We start from the raw sequence: 22,041 nt of genomic DNA, 5'->3' as shown, positions 1-22,041 counted from the left end.
TTATGACATGCTTGTTTTGTTAAATTATAAACGAAAACGATGTAGCCTTGTGAGAGTTACAACATTTTTGCAGCTATTTCTTGTCAATTTTTTCTTGAAACGCAAAATAAGCTCTCTGCGATGCTTTTTCTTCTGCTTTCTTTTTTGAAGTTGCTCGCGCTCTTGCGACAACTTTATCATCGATACTCAATTTAACTCCAAATAAACGCTGGCCATCTATACCGTTATCTTCAAAAATGTCATAATGGAAAACTCTTTTTTCTTTCTGACACCATTCGATAACAAGACTTTTATAACTTATAACTTTTCCTTCTAGTCGCGCAATGTCAACATAAGGCGTTACTACCCTTTTTTGGATGAATTTCTCGCAAAAGGTATAGCCTTTGTCTAAATAAATAGCTCCTATAAGGGATTCAAAAATATTACCATGAATATTTTCTCCAAAATGCTGAATCGGCACTTTGCTTTCTACAAACTGCACTAAATTTAAGTCTTTGCCCAATTCGTTCAAATGTTCACGACTCACAATTTTTGAACGCATTTTGGTCAAATAACCCTCGTCTCCATTTGGGGCTTTATTAAATAAATGTGCAGCAATTACAGCACTTAACATGGCATCTCCTAAAAATTCTAAACGTTCATAATTAATAGGATGACCATTCTGATCTAATTTATTAGACGAACGATGTGTAAACGCTCGTCTGTAAAAATCTATGTTAGAAGGCTGAAAACCAAGAATTTTCTGAATAGTGTCAAAAAAAATCCCGTCTTCTTGAGAACGGGATTTCGAAAATATTTTTTTGATAATATTCATATACAGAAAATTAATCAGCTAGTTTTTTAAACAATACGCAAGCATTGTGTCCACCAAAACCAAATGTATTACTCATAGCAACATTTACTTCTCTTTTTTGAGGTTTGTTTAGAGTAAGATTTAAAGATGGGTCAATGTTTTCATCAACAACTGTATGGTTAATCGTTGGAGGAACAATTCCGTGTTGCATTGCCAAGATAGAAGCAATAGCTTCAATAGCTCCTGCCGCACCCAATAAATGTCCTGTCATTGATTTTGTAGAGTTGATGTTGATGTTTTTAGCGTGGTCACCAAAAACAGCGCTAATTGCTTTTAACTCAGCAACGTCTCCTAATGGAGTAGAAGTTCCGTGAGTGTTGATATGATCTACCTGATCAGGAGTCATTCCGGCATCTCTCAATGTGTTTTCCATTACTGCGATAACTCCAATCCCTTCCGGATGTGGTGCTGTTAAGTGATAAGCGTCAGAAGACATACCTCCACCGCCAATTTCACAGTAGATTTTTGCTCCTCTTGCTTTAGCATGTTCATAATCCTCAAGAACCAAAGCTCCTGCTCCTTCTCCCAATACGAAACCATCTCTAGTTGCGTCAAAAGGTCTTGAAGCTGTTTCTGGGCTTTCATTTCTTGTAGATAAAGCGTGCATTGAACTAAATCCTCCCATACCAGCAATTGTAACAGCAGCTTCAGAACCACCAGAAACAATAACATCGCACATTCCTAAACGAATGTAGTTGAAAGCATCAATTAATGCATTTGCAGAAGATGCACAAGCAGAAACCGTAGTATAATTTGGCCCCATATACCCGTTACGCATAGAAATATGTGCAGGAGCAATATCGGCAATCATTTTAGGAATAAAGAAAGGGTTGAACTTCGGAGTTCCATCACCTTTTGCGTAATACAATACTTCTTCTTGGAAAGTCTCTAAACCTCCAATTCCTGCTCCCCAGATAACACCAACTCTTTGTTTGTTTACGTTATCATTTGTGATTCCAGCATCTTTAATAGCTTCATCACTGGCAGCAATTGCGTATTGTGCAAATTTATCTAATCTACGAGATTCCTTGCGATCCATGTAATCTTCAATATTGAAGTTTTTTACTTCGCAGGCAAATTTCGTTTTGTGTTTCTCGGTATCATAATATGTGATTGGAGCGGCTCCGCTAACTCCATTCACAAGTGCATTCCAATATTCCTGGATATTATTCCCAATAGGAGTAAGTGCACCTAATCCTGTTACAACAACTCGCCTTAATGCCATAAATATGTATTTTGTACTTTAAACAAATAAAACCCACGCTTTCTTAACTTATTGTTACTTAAGAGCCATGGGAATTACAATATAAATATATCTTTTTGATTGAAAATCAATCGAAATTTAAAATTTAAAAAAAATAATAACACCCGACTCTTAAAAATTTCAAAAATCAAAAATCAAATTCCAATTGGAATTTGGAATTTCAAAAATTGGTACTTTTAGAAATCGGGTGTGGTATTATTATTTTTTTGCTTCTTCGATATAAGAAATAGCTTGACCAACAGTAGCAATGTTTTCTGCTTGATCGTCTGGAATTTGAATATCAAATTCTTTTTCGAATTCCATAATAAGCTCAACAGTGTCTAGTGAGTCAGCTCCTAAATCATTAGTGAAGCTTGCTTCTGTTACAACTTCGTTTTCGTCAACACCTAATTTGTCTACGATAATCGCTTTTACTCTTGATGCAATGTCTGACATAATCTTTAATTTTAGAATTTAATTTGTTGGCAAAAATAAAAAACTTTATTTTAAAACAACTATTTAGTTTATAAATGTGACACTAATTTATAAAATTAATTTCAAGAAAGGTCTTTTAAAGCTATTTATTTTCGTTTTTTATTCCGTTTTTTGCACTCTCAAAACACACAACTTTATGAAAAAAATTATTGTTTTTGCCTCAGGATCAGGAACTAACGCAGAGAACATTATAAAATATTTTTCGAACACTGAAATTGCAAAGGTCGTTTCGGTCTTTACAAATAATGCTTCGGCAAAAGTGATTGAAAGAGCAAAAAATCACCAAATTCCAGTCGAAATCTTCGAAAAAAACGAACTTTTGGAAAGAAAAGTGCTACAAAAAATACAAAAAATCGACCCAGATTTGATAGTTTTGGCTGGATTTTTACTCAAATTCCCAGAAAACATAATCGAACAATATCCAAATAAAATAATCAATATTCATCCTGCACTTTTACCTAATTATGGAGGCAAAGGAATGTATGGAATGCACATACACAGAGCAATTGTAAACAATAAGGAAAAGGAAACTGGAATATCTATTCATTACGTTAACGAAAACTACGACGAAGGCGCTATCATCTTTCAGGCAAATGTAGCCTTAACAGACGAAGACACTCCAGAAACGGTTGCAGAGAAAATTCATGAACTGGAACAAAAACATTTTCCAGAGATTATTCATAGAATATTAGAAGAATAGATTTTAAAATTGAAACCATATAAGTAATGTAAGGCAATTTAAGATTGCTTTCGAAAATTTAGATAATCAAATACGCTAAAATTTAAAAGCCTTAGAAATATAAGTCTCTACTTTAAATGAACTTTTATTACTTATATGGTTAACAAAAAAAATAAATGAATCACGAAGTACATATATATACAGACGGCGCTGCAAAAGGAAATCCAGGAAATGGCGGTTATGGAGTCGTGATGGAATTGGTGGGCACACCGCATAAAAAAGAATTCTACGAAGGTTTCCGCCTTACTACTAATAATAGAATGGAGCTTTTGGCTGTAATTGTGGGTTTAGAAAAACTAAAAAAGCCAAATATGAAAGTCCTCGTTGTATCAGATTCTAAATATGTGGTGGATTCTGTAGAAAAGAAATGGGTGCTTGGCTGGGAGAAAAAAGGCTTTGCAGGAAGAAAAAATGCAGATCTTTGGAAACGTTTTTTAGTCGTTTACCGCAAACACCAAGTCGATTTCAAATGGATTAAAGGGCATAATAATCATCCGCAAAATGAACGTTGCGATCAATTGGCTGTTATGGCATCTATGCAGCCTAAACTTTCGATTGATTCTTATTACGAAAACATCGATTCTAAGTTGCTATAAAAAAGATAACGTATCGAAAACCTAAATTCTCGATACGTTATACTAAAATTACTAATTATTGACTATTATTCTTTATCTAAGTCTTTTGCAGTTTTAAATCCTGTCAAAAGCCCGATTCCAGCCATTATGAAAATAATTGAAGGATAAACCGCACCGTCATCTAGCGACGTATAAGTTGTAATTAATAGCGCTAGAAAAATTCCAACACCGCTTCCTATTAATAAGAAAGCTATATTTACAACAAACACTTTCCAAGCCGGAACTCCGCTTCCTTTTCCTTGCAAAAAGATACTTGCATCAACGCCTTTTTCGATAAGAGCCAAACGCTCTCTGTTTCTTGTTGAATAAATTAAATAAACGATCCCGAAGATCATTAAGAAAAGACTGATTGGAATTAAAATTTTTGAATCCATGATATTTTATGTTTTTAATTGATTGATATACCTCATAGGACGAGGGTTTTTAAAATTAGGTTACAGGATTTTGGAAAAATTTTCAATTTTTAAATTCCAAATTCCAAAACTAACTGATTATCAATTAATTTTGATTCTGAAAAACTTTATCAAAGTTTTAAACTTTGACAAAGCTTATACTATTATATAATAAGTATAATTTGAATTTTAACTCTGATAGTTATTGGATTGGAATTTGGGATTTGCTTTTTGGAATTTATTTTTCAAATTCCTTGTAACCTAAACAAACAACTTGTCGTCCTATATAATATGAGCACATTAACTGATCAACATTATATCGATAAAATTCTGCAGGGCGAGACGAATGCGTTTTCCGTTCTTGTGGATCGTTATAAGGATATGATCTTTACTTTAGCACTTAAAATGGTTAAAAATCGTGAAGAAGCGGAAGAAGTTGCTCAAGACACTTTTATAAAAATTTATAGTTCGCTGACAAAATTTAAAGGAGAATCTAAATTTTCGACTTGGATTTATAAAATTGCTTATAACACGTGCCTAGACCGTTTGAAGAAAAATAAAAAAGATGATTTAAATATTTCAATAGATGATTTTTCTTCTCATTTAATTAAAACAATGGACAATGCGTTGAGCGCATTAGAAGAAACAGAACGAAAACAAACCATCCAGAAATGTTTAAATTTATTACCAAGTGACGAAAACTTCCTTTTAACTTTATTTTATTTTGACGATCAGAATTTAGAAGAAATTGGAAAGATTATGAATATATCGGCCAATAATGCCAAAGTGAAATTATTTAGGAGTCGACAGAAATTAGCCGTAATTTTGAGACAGCAGTTAGAACCAGAAATAATAGAATGTTATGAAAGAGAGCGATAAAAATATAGAACAACTTATTGAGAAAATGATGGCTGAAGATAAACTGCAGTCGCCATCAATAGATTTTACTTCTAAAATTATGGCTGAAGTTCATGTATTAGAAGAGAAAAAACTCAAAGCATACAAACCATTAATTTCTAAACCAATTTGGATATCGATTGGCTTGGCTGTAGCGGCATTAGTGATTTATGTTTCTTTATTCTCCGTTTCAAATAATGATTTAAAAATTGATGAAATCGGGAAATTATATTCTGATAGAATGTCAACAGCATTTTCAGGAATTCATTTTTCTAAAAACATCTTGTATGCCATTTTGATTGTTCCAATTATGATTTTGGTTCAGGTTGGAATTTTAAAGAATTATTTCGACAAGAAGTATCAACTATAAATTTAAAAATGAAAAATAAAACGGCCTTATATTCGCTCTTAATGTTATTGCTGTTTGTCACTAATTATGCATCAGCAATTCCATCAAATTTTACTACTAAAGAAATAAAATTTGTTAGCGAAGGAATTTCACTTGCGGGAACTGTTTTTACACCAAACAATATACAAGCTGCCGTTGTGATTGTTCATGGATCTGGACAAGAAAAAAGAATGATAGACTTTGCTACAACTCTAGCCAACAACGGTATTGCCGTTTTAACTTATGACAAACGAGGAGTCGGAGAATCAGGCGGCGTATATGCAGGACCTGAAGTAGGAACGAACAATGTGGATTTGGCCAATCTAACTCTTTTGTCTTTAGACGCAAGTGCTGCCGTAAATGCTTTATCTAAATCTTTATCAAATACTAAAATATCAATCGGTTTAATAGGCGGAAGTCAAGCTGGATGGATAATACCATTAGCGGCAGAGAAAAATAAGAAAGTTAAATTTATGACCATATTTAGCGGAGCGCTTATAACGGTTAAAGAACAATTAAGATTCCAATTTTACACCAATGGAAATCAAAAATTCTGGGATACGCATTCAGAAGAAGAGGCAAGAAAACATGTATTCAATGACCCTGATAAATATGAATTCATCGATACAAACCCTAACGATGTTCTTTCTAAATTGTCAATCCCAGGATTCTGGATTTTTGGAGGTAAAGATATTCAAGTTCCTGTGAAACTATCCATCGAATATCTAGATAAATTAAAATCTACAGGAAAACCTTATGAATATAAATTATTTCCAAACTTGGGTCACAATACAGCATTTTCAAAATCTGAAGAACCTATGAAAGATGCAATCACTTGGATTAAAAATATTAAATAAAAAAAAGCATTTTCAAGAAGCTGTAAATTATTCGCAATTATTTTCAAAAAAGTTGCATCTTAAATTCAAAAAACCTATTATAAACACTGCGAAAAATCAATTTTAACCCATTCATTTACAATAGTTTTAGTTCGAAATCGCTGTCATTTTTTTAAGAAAATTTTGAGAACCTAAACCGTTGCAAGATTGTAACTTATGAAGTATCTTTGCACCCTAATTCGAAATTCATAAAATGAATAAACTATTGATTGTTGGAACAGTTGCTTTCGACGCGATTGAAACTCCTTTCGGAAAAACAGATAAAATATTAGGTGGTGCTGCAACCTACATCGGATTATCAGCGTCATTTTTTAACTTGCAATCAGCCATTGTTTCTGTAGTTGGCGACGATTTTCCTCAAGAACATTTAGATCTTTTAACTTCAAAAAATATTGATATCTCTGGTATCGAAATTGTAAAAGGAGGAAAGACTTTTTTCTGGAGCGGTTTATACCACAACGATTTAAATTCTAGAGACACTCTTGTAACAGAGTTGAACGTTTTAGCTGATTTTCAGCCAAAAGTTCCTCAAAACTACAAAGATGCTGATGTTGTGATGTTAGGAAACTTACACCCATTAGTACAAAGCAGTGTTCTGGATCAAATGGAGAAAAAACCAAAATTAGTAGTTTTAGACACTATGAACTTTTGGATGGATTGCGCTCTTCCAGAATTATTAGACGTTATTAAACGTGTAGATGTTATTACAATCAATGACGAAGAAGCAAGACAACTTTCTGGAGAATATTCATTAGTAAAAGCTGCTGCTAAAATCCAAGACATGGGACCAAAATATGTGGTGATCAAAAAAGGAGAACACGGAGCACTTTTATTCCACAACAGAGAAGTATTCTTTGCACCAGCTTTACCATTAGAAGATGTTTTTGATCCAACAGGAGCAGGAGACACTTTCGCAGGTGGTTTCTCTGGATTTATTGCGCAAAGCGAAAACATTTCGTTTAACAACATGAAGAATGCAATTATTTACGGTTCAAATTTAGCTTCGTTCTGCGTTGAAAAATTTGGAACTGAAAGAATGGAATCATTAAGCAAAGCCGAGGTGGCGATTCGATTACAGCAATTTAAGTCGTTAACTCAGTTTGACATAGAAATATAATGCCTAAGAGCCTCGATAAAACGGGGCTTTTTTATTACGAATACACACAACTTACAACAACACACAAATAACAAAAAAACAATGAGCGACGCTTTAAAACACGAATGTGGGATAGCTTTAGTTAGACTACTTAAACCGCTTGAATACTATAAAGAAAAATACGGAACTGCTTTCTACGGAATCCAGAAGATGTATTTAATGATGGAAAAACAGCACAACCGCGGACAAGACGGCGCTGGTTTTGCTAGCATTAAATTTGATGTTGATCCAGGACAACGCTACATTAGTAGAGTTCGTTCTAATCATGCTCAGCCCATACAAGATGTTTTTAAACAAATCAATGAGAGAATCAGCGAGGAGTTAAAAGCACATCCAGAATTGGGAGACAATATGAAAGAGCTAAAAGCAAATATTCCTTATGTTGGAGAATTGTTTTTAGGTCACGTTCGTTACGGAACTTTTGGAAAAAACAGCATCGAAAGTGTTCACCCATTTTTGCGTCAAAGCAACTGGATGCATCGTAACCTGATTTTGGCAGGAAATTTTAACATGACAAATGTTAAAGAACTTTTCGAAAACTTGGTTGAATTAGGACAACACCCAAAAGAAATGGCTGATACTGTTACAGTAATGGAAAAAATCGGTCACTTCTTAGACAAAGAAGTAATGCAACTATACCAAGATTGTAAAGCTGAAGGCTATTCAAAAAGAGATGCTTCTCCAGTAATTGCGGAACGCTTGGATATTGCTAAAATATTAGCTCGTTCAGCTAAAAATTTAGACGGAGGTTATGCTATGGCTGGTTTATTAGGCCACGGTGATGCATTTGTTTTTAGAGATCCAGCCGGAATTCGTCCAGCTTATTATTACCAAGATGACGAAGTTGTTGTGGTAGCTTCTGAAAGACCAGTTATTCAAACTGTATTCAATGTTCCTTTTGAAAGTGTTCAGGAAATCAATCCAGGAAATGCATTGATTATCAAGAAAAATGGTAACGTTAGCATGAACCAGATCTTGGAACCAACCGTTTTAAAAGCTTGTTCATTTGAAAGAATCTATTTCTCAAGAGGAAGTGATGCTGAAATTTACCAAGAGCGCAAAAATTTAGGAAAATTTATTTTACCTGCTGTTCTTAAAGCAATTGATAGCGACACAGACAACACTGTTTTCTCTTATATTCCGAATACAGCCGAAACATCATTCTATGGTTTAGTTGAAGCTGCTCAGGATTTCTTAAATCAGAGAAAAAACAATTATATTCTAGAAAATAGAAATACATTAACTGCAGAAACACTTCAGGAGCTTTTATCTGTAAAAATACGTACAGAGAAAGTAGCTATTAAAGATGCTAAACTTAGAACTTTTATTACTGAAGACAGCAGCCGTGACGATTTAGTGGCTCACGTCTACGATGTTACTTACGGTGTAATCAAACCAGAGGATAACTTGGTAATTATAGACGATAGTATCGTTCGTGGTACTACATTGAAAATGAGCATCATTAAAATGATGGATCGTTTAAAACCAAAACGTATTGTAATCGTTTCATCTGCTCCACAAATCCGTTACCCTGATTGTTACGGAATCGATATGGCAAAGCTAGAAGGTTTAGTTGCTTTTAGAGCAGCGCTTGCTTTATTAAAAGAAAGAAACTTATACCATATTGTAGACGAAGTTTATGCTAAATGTAAAGCTCAAGAAAATTTCGCAGACAAAGACGTTGTTAATTATGTTACAGCAATCTACGATCAATTCAGTGACGAAGAAATCTCAGATAAAATTGCAGAAATGTTAAGCTCACCAGAAATCAATGCTGAAGTAAAAATCATCTTCCAAACAGTAGAAGATTTACACAAAGCATGTCCTAAAAATTTAGGTGATTGGTACTTTACCGGAGATTACCCAACTCCTGGTGGAAATAGAGTTGTAAATCGTGCTTTCATGAATTTTTATGAAGGAAAAGACGCTCGAGCTTATTAATAAAATACTAACAAAAGGTTAAATTGTGCATTTCATCGGTTTTTTTTGCCGTTCATCCTGTTTCTTTGGTAAAATTGAAAAGCTACAATACTTTTGAGATACCATAACATTAGTAGGTTAAGTTTATGGTAGATTTGGGGCAAAAAGGGTGGAAGAAATTCCACCTTTTTTATTGAAATAAACTCAAACTATTTATAAACAGCCAATTATATCTCTTCATCGGATATACTTACCTTTCATCTAAAATTTTTCCGTTACAAAAATAACTGCCATACATTTACTGAACCATAACATTAGTAGGTTAGTTTATGGTAGATTTGGGGCAAAAAAGGCGGAGTAACTTCCGCCTTTTTTATGCATATTGTAATTTACTGTAAAACAATTAGTTAGCTGTATTTTATCGAATATAATTGCTTTTCATCTAAAATTTTTCCTTTATAAAAATTCCTGCCATAAATTTACTGGACCATAACATTAGTAGGTTAGTTTATGGTAGATTTGGGGCAAAAAAGGTGGAAGAAATTCCGCCTTTTTTATTTTCTTTTTTTTAGAACATAGAATATAGAGCATAGAATACAGAATAAAGACCAAAAATTGAGCACAAAAAAAAAGACGAACATTTGGTGCTCGTCTTTTTTCTATATTCTATGCTCTATTTTCTTATTTCTCTAAAGCAAATCTTCTAGCAACTTCTGTCCAGTTGATTACATTGAAGAAAGCTTCAATATAATCTGGTCTTCTATTTTGGTAGTTTAAGTAGTAAGCGTGCTCCCAAACATCCATTCCTAAGATTGGAGTTCCACCGTTACCAGCAACTTCTGGCATTAATGGATTATCTTGATTTGGAGTACCTACAACTTCTAATTTTCCACCTTTTTGAACTGTTAGCCAAGCCCATCCAGAACCGAATTGTGTTGCTCCAGCTTTAGCAAATTTTGCTTTAAATTCTTCAAATGATCCAAAAGAAGACTCAATTGCAGCTAATAAATCGCCTGTTGGCAAACCTCCTCCGTTTGGAGACATTACAGTCCAGAATAAATTGTGGTTGTAGAAACCTCCACCATTGTTACGAACTGCAGCGTTAGATTTGTCTAAGTTGATTAGAATATTTTCGATAGTTTTTCCCTCTAAATCTGTTCCAGCAATAGCTGCGTTAAGATTTGTAGTATATGCGTTGTGGTGCTTTGTATGATGGATTTCCATTGTACGTGCATCAATATGTGGTTCTAATGCATCGTATGCATAAGGTAATTGTGGTAATTCAAAAGCCATGGTAAAATGATTTTTATGGTTTATAATAATTTATTCCAAATTTAGACATTTAACTTTGGAATTGAAAATACTATTTCGTTATAATTGAATTAAATTCACTGATAATTTACATTTTTACGATATAAACGCCTGAAAATCTTTATTTTCCATTAAATGTAGTCATTGTATTTTCTAAACCAGCCGTTCCGAAAGTTTTTATAATTTCAGCAGAAGTTTCTAAACGCTCTGGCAATTTTGCTTCTTCTTCGGCATTCCATTCTCCTAAAACATAATCTACCTGCTGTCCTTTTTTAAATTGGTCACTGATACCAAATCTATAGCGGGTATAGTTTTGCGTATTAAGAACTAAATTGATGTTTTTAAGTCCGTTGTGGCCGCCATCGCTTCCTTTTGGTTTGATGCGGATTGTGCCAAATGAAAGGTTCAAATCATCTGTAATAACCAGAATATTCTCTAACGGAATATTTTCCTTATCCATCCAGTATTTTACTGCTTTACCGCTAAGATTCATGTAAGTGTTTGGCTTCAAAAGAAAAAAAGTTCTTCCTTTAAATTTATATTCAGCCAATGCGCCCAATTTTACGGTTTCGAATGAAAGCCCTTCTTTTTTAGCGAAAAAATCAAGCACTTTAAATCCGATATTGTGTCTGGTGTTTACGTATTCGGCTCCGATATTTCCTAATCCTACGATTAAATATTTCTTCATATTATCTTCTTTGTTCTCTTCTTTTGATGTTGATGAAAACATTTTTGTTATCCATTTTATCATGATTGCAAAAGTAAGATTAATTAGAGAATGCGGCAATTGGATAATTAGATAATTTGAAAATGCGGCAATTAAATAATTTCTTACTGGCCGTGGTTTAACCACAAAGTTCGCAAGGGTTTACGCAAAGAACACTAAGATTTCTTGTCCTTCTTGTCATCCAGAGCGAAGTCGAAGGACCACAAAAAGAAGGTCGACAACCTAAATTCCATACTTTGCGTTGGCTTCGACTCCGCCAGCCTGACATGTTCAATATTTGTAAAGCTGAGCGGAGTCGAGCCTTACATAGCAAAAACCTTTGAATCTTAGCATCTTAGAAACTTAGAAGCTAAAAAAAAGCCCCAATCGAAAGATTGAGGCTTTTTGTATAGTTTGAAAAAAATTATTTTTTCTTTCCTTTTGCAGGAGCTTTTGCAGCTTTTGCAGCCTCTTGAGCAGCTTTCATAGCAGCACGAGAGATTCTCACTTGACAAACTACAGTGTTGTCTGGGTGCATAATTTTGTACTCTGGTTTTCCAACTTTAGTAACGTATAATTTGTTACCCATTTCAAGTGGAGTGATGTCAGCTTCAACGAAATCAGGAAGATTTGCTGGTAAAGCTTTAACTTTTAATTTACGTTGGTTTAAACGTAAAACACCTCCCGCAAGAACACCTTTAGATGTACCAACGATTTTCACAGGAACTTCCATTGTGATTTCTTTATCATCAAATAATTGGAAGAAGTCAATGTGTAAAATTTTGTCAGATACTGGGTGAACTTGGATATCTTGCAAAATTGCATTGAATGATTTTCCTTTTCCAAGTTCGATCACAACTGTGTGAGCGTTTGGAGTGTAAACCAAGTTTTTGAATGCAGTAACGTCTGCTGAGAAATGTACTGCTTGGTTTCCTCCGTATAAAACGCAAGGTACCTGTCCAGCATTACGTAAGGCCTTAGTTGACACTTTGCCCACGCTTTCTCTTTCTGATCCTTTAATTGTAATCGATTTCATTGTAAAAAAAATATAGTTATTAATATAAATATTCTAATTTTTGATGTAGTGAGATTGCTTCGTTCCTTGCAATGACTACATTATAAATTTTCCACTGATGGAATTGTTGTGGTGAACCATTTGCATTACCTCAGCAAATAAAGGCGCGCAGCTTACCACTTTTATTTTCTTTGATTCTCTCTTTAACGGAATAGAATCGGTTACGATTAATTCTGTTAGTTTTGAGTTTTCAATTTTCTCATACGCTCCGCCTGATAAAATAGCGTGCGTACAAATTGCTCTTACGCTTAGCGCTCCTTTTTCGATCATTAGGTCTGCCGCTTTCGCTAAAGTCCCTCCTGTATCGATCATATCGTCTACTAAGATTACGTTACGTCCTTTTACTTCACCAATAAGCTCCATAGTATCGATAACGTTGGCTGCTTTTCTTTGTTTGTAACAGATTACTACATCTGATTCTAAAAACTTAGAGTAAGCATATGCTCTTTTTGAACCTCCCATATCTGGAGATGCAATTGTCAGATTTTCTAACTTTAAACTTTCTACGTATGGTAAAAAGATTGTAGATGCAAATAAATGATCTACTGGTTTTTCGAAGAATCCTTGAATCTGGTCTGCGTGCAAATCCATTGTCATGATTCTTGTTGCTCCTGCAGCTGTTAGTAGGTTCGCTACTAATTTAGCTCCAATCGGAACTCTTGGTTTGTCTTTTCTATCTTGTCTTGCCCAACCAAAATAAGGCATAACAGCTGTAATATGTCTTGCTGATGCGCGTTTTGCCGCATCAATCATTAACAACAATTCCATCAGATTATCTGCACTTGGAAAAGTTGAACACACGATAAAAACGCGTAAACCTCTAATTGATTCTTCGTAAGACGGCTGAAATTCTCCATCACTATACGTTGACATCGTTACTTTTCCTAACGGAATCCCGTAATCTTTTGCAATTTTTTCTGCAAGATAAACACTTTGTGAACAAGCAAAAATTTTAGCTTCTGGTTCTAGGTGCGACATTGTAATTTGTTGTTTTATTCCGCTACTTTCACACTATTCGACTTTATTTTTTAAACAAAGAGGAATGCGCATAAATGTCTCGAATGTAGTTAGTTGTGTGTGCTTCGTTTTAACGAGGTGCAAATTTATAAAATTTATTGGACACTGAAAGCAAAAAATTAAGTATTTTTAGTAGTTCGTTTAAAATTATTTTTTACATTTGCACCGTGTTAAAGGAATGACGCCATTTATGACTTCATTCTATTGCGTTAAAATAACTGATTTATCATTTATTTTTTCGTCTGCTACGCCCGGATGGCGGAATTGGTAGACGCGCTGGTCTCAAACACCTGTGGGAAACCGTGCCGGTTCGACTCCGGCTCCGGGTACATAAAAACCTCTTCTTAACGGAAGAGGTTTTTTTTATCTCTTTTTTTAACCATATAAGATATATAAGTAAATATAACTTTGCGTATAATTCAGTTTTTACTGAATGAACTTATATCACTTATATGTTTCAAACCTCACAACTCGCCTCATGCAAAACAGGAAAATTGCATGAATTAGCAATAAAACACAACTGATTTGCTTTCTGATGCAATTCTAAGGCCAATTCAATTTGATCTGGATTTGAAATTTTTACTTTCGGATATAATCTTGCCTCAACAAAACGACCGCTTCCATCTTGATTTACTTCTAAAGTTGCTTCTGCATTGTCTGAATATTCTAAAACTTCTATTCCGTTTTGAGAACAGACATATAAATACGACATCATATGGCAGGAAACTAAACTGCTCAACAATAAATCTTCGGGATTGTATAATTCTGGATCGCCTTTAAATGCTTTTGCTGCTGAAACATCTAAAACTGGTTTTCCTTCAATTTGAATTTTATGGGTTTTACTATAGTTTTTTGAGGATGCCTCTTCTTTTTTTGAAGTCCAGTTTAACTGCGCTTTGAATAGATGTTTCATTTTGTCTTCTTTAACATAGCAAAGTTACTATTAAATACAGTTAAGGCTTTAAGTTTAAACACTATATTGTCATTTCGACGAAGGAGAAATCTTCGTGAGAAATTCCACACTGCAATTCCAATCTTTGTAGAGCTACTTGCGAAGATTTCTCCTTCGTCGAAATGACAAAAATGAATGAATTCTTTGTGTCAACAAAAAAACCTCGAAAGCAATTACTTTCGAGGTTTTTAGAAAATTACTAAATTAATAAACAGATTCTAAAACTATTTTTTAACTGAAAACTTAAAAGTAGTTTTCGTTTTATAATTTTCTCCCGGGTTTAAAACCGTTGTTGGGAAGTTTTTCTGGTTTGGAGAATCTGGATAATGTTCTGTTTCTAGACATAATCCTGTTCTGTGTGCAAAAGTTCCTCCGTTTGGCATTGGCAACGTTCCGTCAAGGAAGTTTCCAGAATAGAACTGAATTCCAGGTTCGTCTGTTGTCATTTCCATAACTCGTCCGCTTGCGGCGTGATACACTTTTGCAATGATTGTTTTTCCTTTTTCAGGATTGTTCAATACCCAGCAGTGATCATAACCTTTTCCTTTTTCTAACTGGTCATTTTTAGCATTAATGTCTTTTCCAATTAATTTTGGAGTTCTAAAATCGAAAGGAGTGCCCGCAACATCTTCTAATTTTCCTGTCGGAATTAAATCTGCATCAACTGGGACTAATTTATCTGCATTTAAAGTCAATTCGTGATCTAAAATGGTTTTGGTGAAATCTCCTGATAGGTTGAAATACGAATGCTGTGTTAAGTTTACAACTGTTTTCTTATCAGTTGTTGCTTCGTATAAAACTTCTAATTGATTATCATTTGTCAAGGTATAAGTCACAAAAACTTTCAGATTTCCTGGATAACCTTCTTCCATATCTTTGCTTACATAAGACAATTTTAAAGAAGCTGTTTCGCCAGATTTAACCTCATCTGCTTTCCAAACTACATTGAAGAATCCTTGCGGACCACCGTGCAAAGCATTTGGCGCATTGTTAATTGCTAACTGATATTCTTTTCCATCTAATGAAAATTTACCTTTTGCAATTCTGTTTCCGAATCTTCCGATCAAAGCTCCAAAAAACGGATTTTCTTTTTCATATTGTGCCAAAGAACTAAATCCGATTACAACATTTTCTGAAACGCCAGCTTTATTTGGCACTTTCAAATCGGTAATTCTTCCTCCAAAAGTGATGATATCAACCTCCATCCCATTTTGGTTTTTCAGTTTATAGCTCTCAACTTTTTCGCCTTTAGCTGTTGTTCCGTATTCTGATTTTTCAATTGTAACTTCTCCTTTTTTATCTGAAGAAACTGTAGTGTTATCCATTTTTTTATCGCTTTTGCATTGAACTGTAACTATAGCAATACCTAGCATGCTTAGTATAAAAAGGGAACGTTTTAATACATTCATAAATGATAGTTTTTTAAGTTAGTAAAGTCTTAAAGCCGAAAGTCTTAAAGTCAATTCCTCAAAGTAACTAAATCTTTAAGACTTTATGACATTAGACTTTTGACTAATTTAAAGGCCGTGTTGAAACAAATGGTAATATGCTTCGTTGGCATTAATTTTATCTTTAAACTCTCTTACAGTAGTTTTTTCATCAATAACCAATAATTCTATTCCCGCAATATCCGCGAAATCTTCCATGTATTCAGTTGTGATTGACTGGCTATAAACGGTATGATGCGCTCCACCAGCTAAAATCCAAGCTGTTGCTGCAACTTCAAGATTTGGTTTACAATCCCAAAGAACACGTGCAACAGGTAATTTTGGTAATTCAGCCATTGGCTTAACTGCTTCAACTTCGTTTACAATTAAGCGGAAACGAGTTCCCATATCAACCAAAGAAACGTTGATGGCATCACCAGCAGGAGAATTGAACACCAAGCGAGCTGGATCTTCTTTTCCGCCAATTCCTAAAGGATGCACTTCGCAAGAAGGTTTTCCATCAGCAATAGATGGACAGATTTCTAACATGTGAGATCCTAAAACATACGATTTTTGTGGTGTGAAGTGGTAAGTGTAATCTTCCATGAAAGAAGTTCCGCCATCAAGACCAACACACATCACTTTTAAAGCCCTAACCATTGCTGCCGTTTTCCAATCTCCTTCTCCACCAAAACCATAACCATCGGCCATTAATCTCTGTGTTGCAATTCCTGGCAATTGTTTCCAAGCACCAAGATTTTCGAATGTATCTGTGAAAGCTCCAAAACCTCCTTCTTCAAGGAAAGCTCTTAATCCTAATTCAATTTTTGCCGCTTCAACCAAAGAACTTCTTTGTGCTCCGCCTTCTTTTAATGAATCAGTTAAGTTATATGATTGCTCGTAAACAGCTAATAAATCGTTTAATTCTTTATCTGTTACTTTTTCGATATGTTTAGTAACATCTGAAGAATCATATCCGTTTACCGAAACGCCAAAACGAATTTGAGCTTCCACTTTATCACCTTCTGTAACGGCAACTTCACGCATATTGTCCCCAATACGAGCTACTTTTAGGTTTTGAAGTTCATCCCAACCTAAAACCACTCTCGACCAAATTCCTAGTTGTTTTTGGACTCTTTGATCTTCCCAATGTCCAACCACAACTTTACGTTTTTTACGTAAACGAGACATAATGAAACCGAATTCACGATCTCCGTGAGCCGATTGGTTCAAGTTCATGAAATCCATATCGATGCTTCCCCACGGAATTTCAGCATTGTATTGCGTGTGTAAATGGCATAATGGTTTTTTAAGGATATTTAATCCGCCAATCCACATTTTTGCCGGTGAGAAAGTGTGCATCCAAGCAATAATTCCGATACAGTTTTTAGCTGAATTTGCAGCCAAACAAACATCTAAAATTTGTGAAGGAGATTTCACCACATCTTTATAAACCACTTTTACTGGAATACTAGGCGATGCATCTAACCCTTTTGCAATAATTTGCGAATGTTCTGCTACTTTTCTAAGCGTTTCTTCACCGTATAATTCTTGGCTGCCTACTACAAACCATACTTCTTTTTGAGATATATCAATCATTTTGTTTAATCGTTTATTTGTTTAACCGTCAAATCGTTTTTCTTTATCTAAAAATTCACGATTAACGAAAGTCTTTTCTCTATGTTCTTTATTCTATTTTCTTTAATCTAAAATCTGCACTCTAAAATCTAAAATCACTATTGTCCGTAATACGAATCTTTTCCGTGTTTACGGTTGTAATGTTTCTTTATTAATGAATCTTTTAATCTTGGTGCATTTGGGTTGATTTGCAAAGTCAGATAAGCCATTTCTGCCACGACCTCTAAAACCTTACTATTGTAAACTGCTTTTGCTGCGTTTTTTCCCCAGGCAAAGGGACCGTGATTTCCAATAAGGATCATTTCTACTTCTTCATAAGAAAGATTTTTTTCTTTGAAACAATCCAAAATCTGAATTCCGGTATTGTGCTCGTAATTTCCTTCAATTAAATGATCTGCCATCGGGGGCGCACACGGAATATCTGCCGTTAAATGATCGGCATGTGTGGTTCCGAAAATTGGAATATCTTGTTGTGCTTGTGCCCATGCAACCGAGTACGTTGCATGCGTGTGAGCCACTCCGCCAATATTTGGCCAATTCTTGTATAAATACGCGTGCGTTTTTGTGTCAGACGACGGACGCAGATTTCCTTCTATAACATTATTGTCAAAATCGACAATTACGATATCTTCCGGTTTTAAATCTTCGTAAGGGACACCGCTTGGTTTTATAGCAAAAACACCATTTTTTCGGTCAACGGCACTTACGTTTCCAAAAGTGTATACCACCAAATTCAATGCATTTAGTTGCATGTTGGCTTCATAACACTCTTGTTTTAAATCTTTATAAAGAGAGCTCATGTTGCGATATTTTAAGGTTTGGATCTGCAAAAGCACTTAGTTTTTCGTACCCTAAAAGCAGTTTGTGATAGGCTTCAACTTTGTCTGTCTGAGGGAAATATTCTCCATCAAAATCACTTCCGATTTTTTGGCTTGCTTCGATTACATTTGGATAAATTCCGGCTGCGACAGCTGCATAAATTGCTGCACCTAAAGCAGGAGTTTGGTCTGAGGCTGCCACTTTAATTGGCTTGTTTAAAACATTTGCCAAAGTCTGCATGATGAAAGGTGATTTTCTCGCCACACCGCCAATTCCGATAACGCTGTCAATTTTTACACCTTCTTCTTCAAAACGGTCTACGATTTTCTTCGCTCCAAAACAGATTGCGTTTACTAAAGCTTTGAAAATATGTGGCGCTTTTGTTCCTAAAGAAAGATTTGAAATGGCGCTTTTTAATTCTTGATTTGCATCTGGAGTCCTTCTTCCGTTGATCCAGTCTAAAGCAATTGGAAGACTTTCAGAAACAGGAATTTTCTCTGCTTCTTTTGTTAATTCCACAATTAATTTATCGCTGAATTCTTCTCTTAATTGTTCTTTTTGAGCCTCATTTAAAACAGATGAAGAACTTAATAAATGTTCTGTCGGCCACATTAATAATTCTTTGTACCAAGCCAATAAATCACCAAAAGCAGATTGTCCTGCTTCTAAACCAATAAAGCCCGGAATAACAGAACCGTCAACTTGTCCGCAAATTCCGCGAACGGTTTTTGTTCCTACTTCATCATAAGAACCAACTAGGATATCGCAAGTTGAAGTTCCCATAACGCGAACTAAAGTATTTTCTTCGATTTTAGCTCCAACAGCTCCAGAATGCGCATCGAAAGTTCCAACAGCAACAACTGTTTCTGTTGAAAGCCCTAAACGGTCTGCCCATTCTTTGCTTAGTGTTCCAGCAACTAAATCTGATGTATAAGTTTCATCATATAAATTACCTCGAAGCTGTGCTAAATATGGATGTAATTTTTCTAAGAATTCAACTGGCGGTAATCCGTTCCAATCTGTGTGCCACATGGCTTTATGACCTGCTGCGCAACGGCTTCTTTTGAAAGTTTTTAAATCTTTATCTTCAATTAACAAGTACGTCATTAAATCGCAGTGTTCCATCCAAGTATGTGCAGCATTTTTAACCGCTTCATCTTGTCTTGCAATGTGAAGGATTTTTGCCCAAAACCATTCAGAAGAATAAATTCCGCCCACATATTTCGTAACGTCTTCTCCGCCCCAACTTACTGCCAGTTCGTTGATTTCGTTTGCTTCGTTTATTGCTGTATGATCTTTCCACAACACCATCATCGCGTTTGGATTTTCCTCAAAACCTTTTGTCAGGGCTAATGGTGTTCCGTCTTTTGTAACCGGAACAGGAGAAGATCCTGTTGTATCAATACAGATTCCACGAACCAATGACGGATCGACTTTACTTTCTTTGACAACATTCTGTATCGTAATTTCCAATCCTTCGATATGATCTAAAGGATGCTGGCGAAACTGATTTATAGAGGCGTCACAATATTGCTTGTTTTTCCATCTTTTGTAATGAGAAACATTCGATGCCAGCTCCTGTCCATTCTCAGTATCAATTAGCACCGCGCGAACAGAATCTGTTCCGTAGTCCAATCCTATTACATAATTTTTCATTCGTATTTTATTTTAAAATATTGACAAATATAGACATAAATATTTTATAAGTGTACAAAAAACACTTAATTAAAAATGCATAATTAATTTTTGCTATAAATGCATTAAAACAGCATTTTAGCACTAAATCAGAAAATAAATGTCAATGACACATTTATAATATTGCGATTATTTCATCCTTAAACAAAAGTCAATTATTTTAAAAATTGCATTTTGTTTGCTTAAGCTGTAAAATCCGCTCTTTTTGCAGAACGGATTTTAAGATTTTTCATCAATTACTTTCCTTCTAAAACCAATACAGAGTAAGGAGGCAATGTTATTTCAAGTTTCCCTTTTTTATTTTCAAAACCTTTAAAAGCAACTGGAACAATTTTATTTGGATTTTCGAAAGAATTATAATCCTGAAGTTTTGAAGCAGTGATTACACTTCCTGAAAAACCCTTTACACCTAGATCTTTTACATCAATTTCTATTTTGTTTTTATTTACTGGGTCAATATTTACCAGCGAAATATGAACAGAACCGCTCTGGTCTTTTGAAGCTGAAGCTGAAACCGCTGGAATACTTTGTCCATCAAAAACATAAGAAGGCGATTTAAAATCTATTGACAATAATTTGGCATCCTGATGCACGCTGTACATTTTCATCACATGATAGGTCGGCGTCGTGATCATTTTTGCTTTGTCTGTTAAGATTACCGCTTGGAGCACATTAACACATTGGGCTAAGTTTGCCATACGAACACGATCTGCGTGATTATTGAAAATATTTAATGTTGCTCCAGCCAAGACAGCGTCTCTCATGGTATTTTGCTGATATAAAAATCCTGGGTTTGTTCCTTTTTGAACATCGTACCAGCCGCCCCATTCGTCAACAATCATGGCTACTTTTTTCTCTGGATCGTATTTATCCATAACAGCAGCATGTTTTGTCACTAATTCTTCCATTTTTAAAGCCGACTGCATGGTTAAGAAATACTCTTTTTCGGTAAAATCAACATCAGCACCTTTTTTGGCCCAATCAATTACAGCATAATGGTGAACACCAACACCGCCAAGCATATTTAAAGGAATGTTTTTCATTAAAACTTCTGTCCAGTTGTAATCAGAGCTATTGGCACCAGAAGCAATTCTTGTAATTCCGCCTGCATTTCCCCAATCAGACATAAAAGTGGCAAACTTTTTATATTCGTTTGCATAATAATCTGCGGTCATATTTCCTCCGCAGCCCCAAGCTTCATTTCCGATTCCCCAATATTTTACTTTCCAAGGCTCAGTTCTTCCGTTTTTCTTTCGCATATCGCTCATCGGACTTTTACCTCCAAAATTGGTGTACTGCACCCAGTCTGCCAATTCTTGAACTGTTCCGCTTCCTACGTTTCCAGACAAATACGGTTCTGCTCCAAGCAATTCGCACATATTTAAAAAATCGTGTGTCCCGAAACTATTATCTTCCGTTACACCTCCCCACCATTGGTTTACAATTGTTGGGCGCTGTTCCTTCGGACCTATTCCATCTTTCCAGTGGTATGTATCGGCAAAACATCCGCCCGGCCATCTTAGATTTGGAATTTTTAAATCTTTTAATGCTTTTACAATATCATTTCGAACTCCATTGGTATTTGGAATTTTTGAAGTATCTCCAACAAAAAAACCGCCGTAAATACAGCGTCCTAAATGTTCGGCAAAATGGCCGTATATATTTCTATTAATGGTTGGCGCCGAAGCATCATTTTTTATTGAAACAATTGTGGGCTCTTTTTGTGCAGATACGGTTTGAATGCAGAATACAGCAAACAATATCAGTAATAGTTTTTTCATGTCTTT

Annotated in this window: 21 protein-coding genes and 1 tRNA gene; 8 read left to right on the top strand and 14 right to left on the bottom strand. The window is 35.0% G+C overall.

What is annotated here, in order from left to right:
* Positions 1-73: 73 nt before the first annotated feature.
* From rnc to ACNRYB_RS05275, 3 genes are all read right to left on the bottom strand, one after another.
* Entirely contained in the window at positions 74-814 is a 741-nt protein-coding gene (gene rnc, locus ACNRYB_RS05285) for a ribonuclease III (RefSeq protein ID WP_129745892.1), read from the bottom strand.
* 10 nt (positions 815-824) lie between these two features.
* Positions 825-2,078, bottom strand: a complete 1,254-nt coding sequence (gene fabF / locus ACNRYB_RS05280; RefSeq protein ID WP_129745891.1) for a beta-ketoacyl-ACP synthase II — start codon at positions 2,076-2,078, stop codon at positions 825-827.
* A 237-nt stretch (positions 2,079-2,315) separates the two neighbouring features.
* Complete coding sequence (locus tag ACNRYB_RS05275) at positions 2,316-2,552, bottom strand: acyl carrier protein (protein WP_007137004.1); 237 nt, start codon at positions 2,550-2,552, stop codon at positions 2,316-2,318.
* A 175-nt stretch (positions 2,553-2,727) separates the two neighbouring features.
* Between ACNRYB_RS05275 and purN the strand changes: the two genes are divergently transcribed.
* Complete coding sequence (purN, locus tag ACNRYB_RS05270) at positions 2,728-3,291, top strand: phosphoribosylglycinamide formyltransferase (protein WP_129745890.1); 564 nt, start codon at positions 2,728-2,730, stop codon at positions 3,289-3,291.
* Positions 3,292-3,446: 155 nt separating this feature from the next.
* The gene (gene rnhA / locus ACNRYB_RS05265) at positions 3,447-3,926 is read left to right on the top strand and encodes a ribonuclease HI (protein WP_129745889.1); all 480 of its coding nucleotides are present in this window, start codon (positions 3,447-3,449) and stop codon (positions 3,924-3,926) included.
* A gap of 65 nt (positions 3,927-3,991) precedes the next feature.
* Here the strand turns inward: rnhA and ACNRYB_RS05260 are convergent, their stop codons facing one another.
* The gene (locus ACNRYB_RS05260) at positions 3,992-4,339 is read right to left on the bottom strand and encodes a DUF6249 domain-containing protein (protein ID WP_343705162.1); all 348 of its coding nucleotides are present in this window, start codon (positions 4,337-4,339) and stop codon (positions 3,992-3,994) included.
* Between the two features lie 309 nt (positions 4,340-4,648).
* On the opposite strand from ACNRYB_RS05260, the gene ACNRYB_RS05255 reads away from it, so the two are divergent.
* From ACNRYB_RS05255 to ACNRYB_RS05235, 5 genes are all read left to right on the top strand, one after another.
* A complete protein-coding gene (locus ACNRYB_RS05255) occupies positions 4,649-5,236 on the top strand; it encodes an RNA polymerase sigma factor (RefSeq protein WP_473729442.1) in 588 nt (195 codons plus the stop codon).
* The gene (locus ACNRYB_RS05250; RefSeq protein ID WP_473729441.1) at positions 5,220-5,624 is read left to right on the top strand and encodes a hypothetical protein; all 405 of its coding nucleotides are present in this window, start codon (positions 5,220-5,222) and stop codon (positions 5,622-5,624) included. Before ACNRYB_RS05255 ends, ACNRYB_RS05250 begins: the two co-directional genes overlap by 17 nt.
* A gap of 8 nt (positions 5,625-5,632) precedes the next feature.
* Complete coding sequence (locus ACNRYB_RS05245) at positions 5,633-6,499, top strand: alpha/beta hydrolase family protein (RefSeq protein ID WP_473729440.1); 867 nt, start codon at positions 5,633-5,635, stop codon at positions 6,497-6,499.
* A gap of 232 nt (positions 6,500-6,731) precedes the next feature.
* Entirely contained in the window at positions 6,732-7,655 is a 924-nt protein-coding gene (locus ACNRYB_RS05240) for a PfkB family carbohydrate kinase (protein WP_008465988.1), read from the top strand.
* Between the two features lie 81 nt (positions 7,656-7,736).
* Positions 7,737-9,635 carry an amidophosphoribosyltransferase gene (locus ACNRYB_RS05235; RefSeq protein ID WP_473729439.1) on the top strand — a complete coding sequence of 633 codons (1,899 nt, stop codon included), beginning with the start codon at positions 7,737-7,739 and terminating at the stop codon, positions 9,633-9,635.
* A gap of 660 nt (positions 9,636-10,295) precedes the next feature.
* Here ACNRYB_RS05235 and ACNRYB_RS05230 read toward each other — a convergent pair.
* From ACNRYB_RS05230 to ACNRYB_RS05215, 4 genes are all read right to left on the bottom strand, one after another.
* Positions 10,296-10,907, bottom strand: coding sequence for a superoxide dismutase (locus tag ACNRYB_RS05230; protein ID WP_129745880.1), 612 nt, complete (start codon positions 10,905-10,907; stop codon positions 10,296-10,298).
* Between the two features lie 139 nt (positions 10,908-11,046).
* Positions 11,047-11,676: an aminoacyl-tRNA hydrolase gene (pth, locus tag ACNRYB_RS05225; RefSeq protein ID WP_119788853.1), complete on the bottom strand. Its 630-nt coding sequence runs from the start codon at positions 11,674-11,676 to the stop codon at positions 11,047-11,049.
* A 379-nt stretch (positions 11,677-12,055) separates the two neighbouring features.
* A complete protein-coding gene (locus ACNRYB_RS05220) occupies positions 12,056-12,667 on the bottom strand; it encodes a 50S ribosomal protein L25/general stress protein Ctc (protein WP_111368498.1) in 612 nt (203 codons plus the stop codon).
* A 75-nt stretch (positions 12,668-12,742) separates the two neighbouring features.
* Positions 12,743-13,684: a ribose-phosphate pyrophosphokinase gene (locus ACNRYB_RS05215; RefSeq protein WP_111368496.1), complete on the bottom strand. Its 942-nt coding sequence runs from the start codon at positions 13,682-13,684 to the stop codon at positions 12,743-12,745.
* Between the two features lie 288 nt (positions 13,685-13,972).
* Between ACNRYB_RS05215 and ACNRYB_RS05210 the strand changes: the two genes are divergently transcribed.
* Positions 13,973-14,052, top strand: a tRNA-Leu gene (locus tag ACNRYB_RS05210).
* 128 nt (positions 14,053-14,180) lie between these two features.
* Here the strand turns inward: ACNRYB_RS05210 and ACNRYB_RS05205 are convergent.
* From ACNRYB_RS05205 to ACNRYB_RS05180, 6 genes are all read right to left on the bottom strand, one after another.
* Entirely contained in the window at positions 14,181-14,636 is a 456-nt protein-coding gene (locus ACNRYB_RS05205) for an OsmC family protein (RefSeq protein ID WP_473729438.1), read from the bottom strand.
* 263 nt (positions 14,637-14,899) lie between these two features.
* Positions 14,900-16,084: an aldose epimerase family protein gene (locus tag ACNRYB_RS05200; RefSeq protein ID WP_129745877.1), complete on the bottom strand. Its 1,185-nt coding sequence runs from the start codon at positions 16,082-16,084 to the stop codon at positions 14,900-14,902.
* Positions 16,085-16,192: 108 nt separating this feature from the next.
* On the bottom strand, positions 16,193-17,701 hold the full coding sequence (gene araA / locus ACNRYB_RS05195) for an L-arabinose isomerase (RefSeq protein ID WP_473729437.1): 1,509 nt from the start codon (positions 17,699-17,701) through the stop codon (positions 16,193-16,195).
* 137 nt (positions 17,702-17,838) lie between these two features.
* Complete coding sequence (locus ACNRYB_RS05190; protein WP_066033118.1) at positions 17,839-18,540, bottom strand: L-ribulose-5-phosphate 4-epimerase; 702 nt, start codon at positions 18,538-18,540, stop codon at positions 17,839-17,841.
* Positions 18,524-20,215: a ribulokinase gene (locus ACNRYB_RS05185; protein WP_473729436.1), complete on the bottom strand. Its 1,692-nt coding sequence runs from the start codon at positions 20,213-20,215 to the stop codon at positions 18,524-18,526. The genes ACNRYB_RS05190 and ACNRYB_RS05185 overlap by 17 nt, the downstream gene beginning before the upstream one ends.
* Before the next feature lie 275 nt (positions 20,216-20,490).
* Positions 20,491-22,035, bottom strand: coding sequence for an alpha-N-arabinofuranosidase (locus ACNRYB_RS05180; RefSeq protein WP_473729435.1), 1,545 nt, complete (start codon positions 22,033-22,035; stop codon positions 20,491-20,493).
* Between the last annotated feature and the right edge of the window lie 6 nt (positions 22,036-22,041).

Source organism: Flavobacterium sp. CR10, assembly GCF_055814415.1.
The sequence above is the reverse complement of the archived record's forward strand: the minus strand, read 5'-3'. Positions and strand labels throughout refer to the sequence as shown.

Excerpts from the sequence above, each read along its gene's own strand:
- rnc (WP_129745892.1), bottom strand. The coding sequence starts at position 814 with ATGAATATTATCAAAAAAATATTTTCGAAATCCCGTTCTCAAGAAGAC.
- fabF (WP_129745891.1), bottom strand. The coding sequence starts at position 2,078 with ATGGCATTAAGGCGAGTTGTTGTAACAGGATTAGGTGCACTTACTCCT.
- ACNRYB_RS05275 (WP_007137004.1), bottom strand. The coding sequence starts at position 2,552 with ATGTCAGACATTGCATCAAGAGTAAAAGCGATTATCGTAGACAAATTA.
- purN (WP_129745890.1), top strand. The coding sequence starts at position 2,728 with ATGAAAAAAATTATTGTTTTTGCCTCAGGATCAGGAACTAACGCAGAG.
- rnhA (WP_129745889.1), top strand. The coding sequence starts at position 3,447 with ATGAATCACGAAGTACATATATATACAGACGGCGCTGCAAAAGGAAAT.
- ACNRYB_RS05260 (WP_343705162.1), bottom strand. The coding sequence starts at position 4,339 with ATGGATTCAAAAATTTTAATTCCAATCAGTCTTTTCTTAATGATCTTC.
- ACNRYB_RS05255 (WP_473729442.1), top strand. The coding sequence starts at position 4,649 with ATGAGCACATTAACTGATCAACATTATATCGATAAAATTCTGCAGGGC.
- ACNRYB_RS05250 (WP_473729441.1), top strand. The coding sequence starts at position 5,220 with ATGAAAGAGAGCGATAAAAATATAGAACAACTTATTGAGAAAATGATG.
- ACNRYB_RS05245 (WP_473729440.1), top strand. The coding sequence starts at position 5,633 with ATGAAAAATAAAACGGCCTTATATTCGCTCTTAATGTTATTGCTGTTT.
- ACNRYB_RS05240 (WP_008465988.1), top strand. The coding sequence starts at position 6,732 with ATGAATAAACTATTGATTGTTGGAACAGTTGCTTTCGACGCGATTGAA.
- ACNRYB_RS05235 (WP_473729439.1), top strand. The coding sequence starts at position 7,737 with ATGAGCGACGCTTTAAAACACGAATGTGGGATAGCTTTAGTTAGACTA.
- ACNRYB_RS05230 (WP_129745880.1), bottom strand. The coding sequence starts at position 10,907 with ATGGCTTTTGAATTACCACAATTACCTTATGCATACGATGCATTAGAA.
- pth (WP_119788853.1), bottom strand. The coding sequence starts at position 11,676 with ATGATAAAATGGATAACAAAAATGTTTTCATCAACATCAAAAGAAGAG.
- ACNRYB_RS05220 (WP_111368498.1), bottom strand. The coding sequence starts at position 12,667 with ATGAAATCGATTACAATTAAAGGATCAGAAAGAGAAAGCGTGGGCAAA.
- ACNRYB_RS05215 (WP_111368496.1), bottom strand. The coding sequence starts at position 13,684 with ATGTCGCACCTAGAACCAGAAGCTAAAATTTTTGCTTGTTCACAAAGT.
- ACNRYB_RS05205 (WP_473729438.1), bottom strand. The coding sequence starts at position 14,636 with ATGAAACATCTATTCAAAGCGCAGTTAAACTGGACTTCAAAAAAAGAA.
- ACNRYB_RS05200 (WP_129745877.1), bottom strand. The coding sequence starts at position 16,084 with ATGAATGTATTAAAACGTTCCCTTTTTATACTAAGCATGCTAGGTATT.
- araA (WP_473729437.1), bottom strand. The coding sequence starts at position 17,701 with ATGATTGATATATCTCAAAAAGAAGTATGGTTTGTAGTAGGCAGCCAA.
- ACNRYB_RS05190 (WP_066033118.1), bottom strand. The coding sequence starts at position 18,540 with ATGAGCTCTCTTTATAAAGATTTAAAACAAGAGTGTTATGAAGCCAAC.
- ACNRYB_RS05185 (WP_473729436.1), bottom strand. The coding sequence starts at position 20,215 with ATGAAAAATTATGTAATAGGATTGGACTACGGAACAGATTCTGTTCGC.
- ACNRYB_RS05180 (WP_473729435.1), bottom strand. The coding sequence starts at position 22,035 with ATGAAAAAACTATTACTGATATTGTTTGCTGTATTCTGCATTCAAACC.